The following is a 3,887-nucleotide window of genomic DNA, read 5'->3' as shown; positions in this document are numbered from 1 at the left end:
ATGGGGTGACGTGCAAGCTGGTCGGCCGCCAGCTCCCCCGTCCCGGCAGCGGCAAGTTGTAGCCGTTAGGGGGAAACAGGGTGTGTCCCAGCCCGCATCGTCATAACGGAACACCCGGCCATGCCGCGAGGCATGGCTGGAGCGGGTGTGGCTGTTTATCACCGCCACATACTGCCAGTAGAGGGGGGCGCTGGTCGACACGTTCTCGCGCAGCCGCTGATAGCGCCCGGCCATATAGGCAGATTGGGTATTGGTGCGAAAAATAGTCTCCAGTCTGTAAGGCAACAGCTTTTTCCCCTCCAGCTCGCCGTCTGCTGAGGCTTTTAGCCCTTTGCCCAGCCAGCTCTTGCCCTGAAGTAGCGGTAAGACCTCATCCTGGAACTGTGTCAGCGTCTTGCCGTGGCGCAAGCTGTCCGCCAGCGCGGTTTTCATGTCAGTTAACACATCCAGCTTAAGAATACCCGCCACCGTAAAAGGCACGGGTGTGCGCCTCGTCGGCCACGTCCTGCCAGCGAAAACCGAAGGCGTAGCTCTTTGATTCAAAATACGCCCCCGCCTTTTCCGGCGTCAGGGTCATGGCATAGCCCAGGTCAACGGTCATTGAGTCGCCCCCAGATGTCCACGACAAAAATGGCCTGGGCTATCGGCTGCCGCAAGGGCTGGTCGTCAAGCTAGGGCCAGGCTTCCGCCAGCATGGGAGGTCACCGCCTCTAGCGTCTGCCCCTGCTGCAGGGCGGTGGCCAGCGGGGTCAGTAGCGTCTGCATGGCCTGGTTGACCGGCGTTGCCCGTCCGCCGGGGCGTCTTCCAGCGCCTGCTCGGTGGCGGTAGGCGTGTGCGCAAGGCTCAGCGCCGCCATGCCCGGCCAGCACTTCGGCATCAGGCTTGGCCCCGGTAAAGGTCGGCAGGTTGCCCGGCGGCTGCAGCAGAGGCTCGTCGTCCCGGGCGGCGGGAATGCCGCTTTCCGCCAGAGCCCAGGCCACCGGCACGCCGCTGCGCAGCAGGAGATCCAGGGTCTCGGCGGTCTCCTTCATATCGCGTGGCTGGCGGGTATCAAACTCAAAGCGGCACATGCGGCGCGGGGTGATATCGCTATAGCCGTTAAGCTTGAGCAACGGGTAAAGCAGGTCGCGGGTCAGCGTACCGGCCAGCTGCACCGCATCACTGGCGGTCAGCTCATGGCGCACCTCGTTATGCACGTTGCCCAGGGCATTGGTGCTGTTCTTGCAGTCCGCCTGGGTGGTCAGGGTGTCGTCCAGAATGACCTTGGACTGGCTGCTTTCGCACCACTGCATCATATACTGGAACAGGTCGACGTGCCCTTGTGCAGCGGACTCAAAGCGGATAGCGGGGCGTTCGTGGATAATGCCGTTGGCGTTGTGCCCCAGGTCGCGCAGCGCCCACAGCAGCATGTTTTTCTCTTCCTCGCTGGCCCCGTTGGAATAGGTGCCCATCCGCGTCGGCAGGCCGTAGATTTCCAGAAACTCTGCCAGGTCACGGGCGGCAATATTCTTGAACAGATAGGTCCATACCAGTACCCGGAACAGGCCGCTTTCCGCCACCCAGCCGCTTTTGGCCTGGTGACGATGCAGCAAGCCAGCCGAAGGGGTTAAGCCCAGCGCCGTCAAGGCTGCCGTCAATCAGGCGGATGGCGTTGCGGTTATGGGTCGCGGTCTGGAACCAGCGTTGCGGGCGCTTGTAGAAGGCGCAGGGCAGCCAGATGTTTTCCGCCTGTTTCCAGCCGATTTCCACGGCGGCAAAGCCGTGACCAATGGCGTTCAACAAGTTGAACAGCAGCGTTTCAAACTCCGGCAAGTCTGAAAACCATTCCGTCGCGGCGTCCCCCATGGCCTTTTCCTGTGCGCTGGGATGACGCGGCGGCACAATGCGCCAGGTGAGCGGCATCACCGAATGACGGCGCTTGCTCATCTCGGCAAACAGGTGGCCGTCGCGCTCCTCCATATCAAAAAAAACAGGTCAGCCTGGCGCACCAGATGCCCCTGTTCGGCCTCGCTCAGGATGTCATGCACCCGGCGGATATCGATGCCCAGCGAGGGGTGCTCAGCCAGTTGTTGATAACGCAGGTGCCGGCCATCGGCAGTCTGTGGCTGCGTCAGGGTGCGGCGGCGCAACAACCGGCCGTAAATATCGTTGAACATGCCCATTACCAGCCTCCACGGGAAAAGCCCAGCCGTGCGGGGTGACGGTCACCGGACACAATGAGCGGTATTCGGTTTTCGGGCCGTGGGTCACGGCCAGCGTCCAGCGCATGTGCAGCGCATCCGGGCAGTCGTCATGGTCGGCGCGGGGAAAGTGGTGCAGCTGCTGTATCAGGGTAATATGGCTGGCGTGCAGTTGGATAAGCCTGTTTTCCGTATGGGGCTGCAGGGTCTCGATACGCAACAGCTTGTCGGCATGGGGGATAATGGCCCGCGACGGCACCGGGTGACCCAGCTGTGCTGCGCGTTTAATCAGCTCGGTGCGCAGGAACTCCTGGAACTGCACCGCCTCAATACCCCAGACCAGGCAGTGGTATTCCTTTTGCAGGGCGATGATGTTGCTGATAATGGCGTCCGGCAGCCGCTTGCGTATCTGCGCTTCCACCACATCCAGCACGCCGGTGGTGCGATTAAAACCACCGACCAGCAGCGCTGACGGGTCACGGCTGGCCCCGGCCTTGCCGATGCTGGGGTCGCAGGCCCCGTAGAAGACCCACTCGTTAAGCCGGTTGACCCAGAAATGCAGGCCGGGGGCAAACAGCGTATCCTCACCGCTGACCGGGTCATTCTGCTACTCGGCGTCAAAGGTGGCGTGACCGTCCCGGGCGCGGATTTGCATCAGGGTCAGCAGCGGGCGGGCGGAGCAGGAGACTTCCGCGCCTTCCACCATCTCGGTACGGCGTGACGTATAAAAATTCTGCGCCGCGGCCTCCCCCTGGTTACGCAATACCTGCTCCCAGGTCTCCCACAGCGACAGGTTCACAGGCCCCTGGCGCAGGGCCTTAAACCGTGCTTGCCGCCACAATGGGTTATTCAGGGTGTGTGATAACACCGAGTCGTAATGCAGGATGGGCCCGATGATATACACCACATTGAGTTTTGCGCCCGCGCCGCCCAGCGGCAGCACGGTTTTTCTCAGCCAGCTTTCCAGTTTGTCGCGCTGGTCCGGGTTGCGCACCTGCTCGTCGTTCTCAATATCGTTTAGTATCACCAGGTCAGGGCGGTACGGCCCGTGGCGCAAGCTGCGCAGCTTTTTGCCGCTACCGGCCAACCTGCACCTTGATATCATTGCGCGTCAGGATGGTGCCCATCTGCCAGACGCGCCCGACACCGCAGGCTTCGGGGAAGTCCGCCCGCCGCCGGGGGTTAAATTCCAGCTCGGCCTTGATGGCTTCGAGCATCGGGTACGCCTGGTCGATGGAGTCCATCACCACTAGGGCATAGTGCTTGATGCCACGTACCAGACACCACAGCACAAACAGCTGGCTGACCAGCGTTGACTTGGCTTCCCCGCGCGTCTCGGCGATGGCGTCCTGCTCGCCTTTCGGACTGGCGACTATCTGTGGCAGCCGCTGAAACAGATAGCCATGCAGTTCACTGGGGTCGGCATGACGGATATAGTGCGGGAAATAGGTCTGCATAAAATAGCGATAGCCGTTCACCGGATCAGCCACCTGTAAACGACGCGCCGCCATGGCCTCGGACCCGGTATCAAAACCCAGGCATTCGGCCTCGATGGTGCGGCGTAGACTGGAGGTTAGCACCGCCAGCGAGTGCTGGAATTCACGGATGGAAAATTTTGTCGCCATACAGGCTCCCTACCACAATCAGCACACGTCGCTTATCCCTCAGCAATCTGACTCTGTCTGATAAGCATGGAGGCCTCCATC

5 protein-coding genes and 1 pseudogene are annotated in these 3,887 nt (G+C 61.5%); all 6 read right to left on the bottom strand.

The genetic code is table 11. From position 1 onward, the window contains the following. Positions 1–468: phage head morphogenesis protein (locus ACTBDU_RS16120; RefSeq protein WP_438807178.1), on the bottom strand; the 468-nt coding region annotated here is incomplete at its 3' end. After that, positions 452–601, bottom strand: a complete 150-nt coding sequence (locus ACTBDU_RS16115; RefSeq protein WP_438807177.1) for a hypothetical protein — start codon at positions 599–601, stop codon at positions 452–454. The genes ACTBDU_RS16120 and ACTBDU_RS16115, both read right to left, overlap by 17 nt. 65 nt (positions 602–666) lie before the next feature. After that, a complete protein-coding gene (locus tag ACTBDU_RS16110) occupies positions 667–1,560 on the bottom strand; it encodes a phage portal protein family protein (protein WP_438807176.1) in 894 nt (297 codons plus the stop codon). Continuing rightward, a complete protein-coding gene (locus ACTBDU_RS16105; RefSeq protein ID WP_438807175.1) occupies positions 1,493–1,960 on the bottom strand; it encodes a phage portal protein family protein in 468 nt (155 codons plus the stop codon). Before ACTBDU_RS16105 ends, ACTBDU_RS16110 begins: the two co-directional genes overlap by 68 nt. Then, a complete protein-coding gene (locus ACTBDU_RS16100; protein WP_438807174.1) occupies positions 1,924–2,163 on the bottom strand; it encodes a hypothetical protein in 240 nt (79 codons plus the stop codon). Before ACTBDU_RS16100 ends, ACTBDU_RS16105 begins: the two co-directional genes overlap by 37 nt. Continuing rightward, a pseudogene (terL, locus tag ACTBDU_RS16095) lies at positions 2,163–3,806 on the bottom strand (phage terminase large subunit). Before terL ends, ACTBDU_RS16100 begins: the two are co-directional and overlap by 1 nt. Between the last annotated feature and the right edge of the window lie 81 nt (positions 3,807–3,887).

Source organism: Sodalis sp. (in: enterobacteria) (assembly GCF_051710625.1).
GTDB lineage: Bacteria > Pseudomonadota > Gammaproteobacteria > Enterobacterales > Enterobacteriaceae > JBPESN01.
This window is presented reverse-complemented; position numbering and strand designations above follow the sequence as displayed.

Coding starts and splice junctions, on each gene's coding strand:
- ACTBDU_RS16115 (WP_438807177.1), bottom strand. CDS start 601: ATGACCGTTGACCTGGGCTATGCCATGACCCTGACGCCGGAAAAGGCG.
- ACTBDU_RS16105 (WP_438807175.1), bottom strand. CDS start 1,960: ATGGAGGAGCGCGACGGCCACCTGTTTGCCGAGATGAGCAAGCGCCGT.
- ACTBDU_RS16100 (WP_438807174.1), bottom strand. CDS start 2,163: ATGGGCATGTTCAACGATATTTACGGCCGGTTGTTGCGCCGCCGCACC.